Genomic DNA, 655 nt, shown 5'->3' with positions numbered 1-655 from the left:
ACCAGCGCCCAGCCGCCGTTGCCGCGCTGCGCGCCGGCTTCGGCCAGGGCGAGGGCCAGCGGGATCAGCAGCAGATTCTCCACCAGCATGCCGAGGGCCATGGCTACCGCCGCGGTCTGGCCAAGCACCATGACGGCGATGGGGTAGCCGATAAAACCGCTGTTGGACACCGACATGCCCATGGCCAGGATGGCGCTGGCCGACTGGCCCTGCCCGCGCCACCAGCGCGCCACGGCGAAACCGGCGGCGAACAGGCTCAGCGAGGCCAGCGCGTAGGCGGTCAGATAAGGCCAGTTGAGCACCTCGTCGAGACGCCGCTCGGTCAGCGCCTTGAGCAGCAGCGCCGGCAGGGCGAAGTTGATCACCAAGACGCCGAGGCCGCGCATCTGCTCGCGACTGAGCAGGCCGCCGCGCACCGAGAGAAACCCCAGGCCGATAAGGATGAAGATCGGCGCGGTGATCCCCAGCACCGTCAGCATGCCAGGCGCTCCGGGCGTTCCACGCGCAGCTGCGCCAGGCGCGAGCGGGTGCGGGCGAAGTCGAGGTGGCCGACGCCGGCGCACAGCGCCGCCAGGCTGGCCTCGCCCTGCAGCCAGAGCTCGATGCCGGCGTCGTAGGCGATATCGACGAAGTTGACCAGGCGCTGCTGCTCGTC

General features: G+C 70.4%; 2 protein-coding genes. Both read right to left on the bottom strand.

The features are described from left to right. A partial coding sequence (locus N878_RS24490) for an AEC family transporter (RefSeq protein WP_021446115.1) occupies positions 1-479 on the bottom strand: 479 nt, incomplete at its 3' end. Continuing rightward, positions 473-655, bottom strand: a 183-nt coding sequence (zapE, locus tag N878_RS24485; RefSeq protein WP_031304052.1) for an AFG1/ZapE family ATPase, incomplete at its 5' end; no start/stop codon positions are given. The genes zapE and N878_RS24490, both read right to left, overlap by 7 nt.

It is taken from the genome of Pseudomonas sp. EGD-AK9 (assembly GCF_000465935.2).
Classification (GTDB): Bacteria; Pseudomonadota; Gammaproteobacteria; order Pseudomonadales; family Pseudomonadaceae; genus Aquipseudomonas.
The sequence above is the reverse complement of the archived record's forward strand: the minus strand, read 5'-3'. Positions and strand labels throughout refer to the sequence as shown.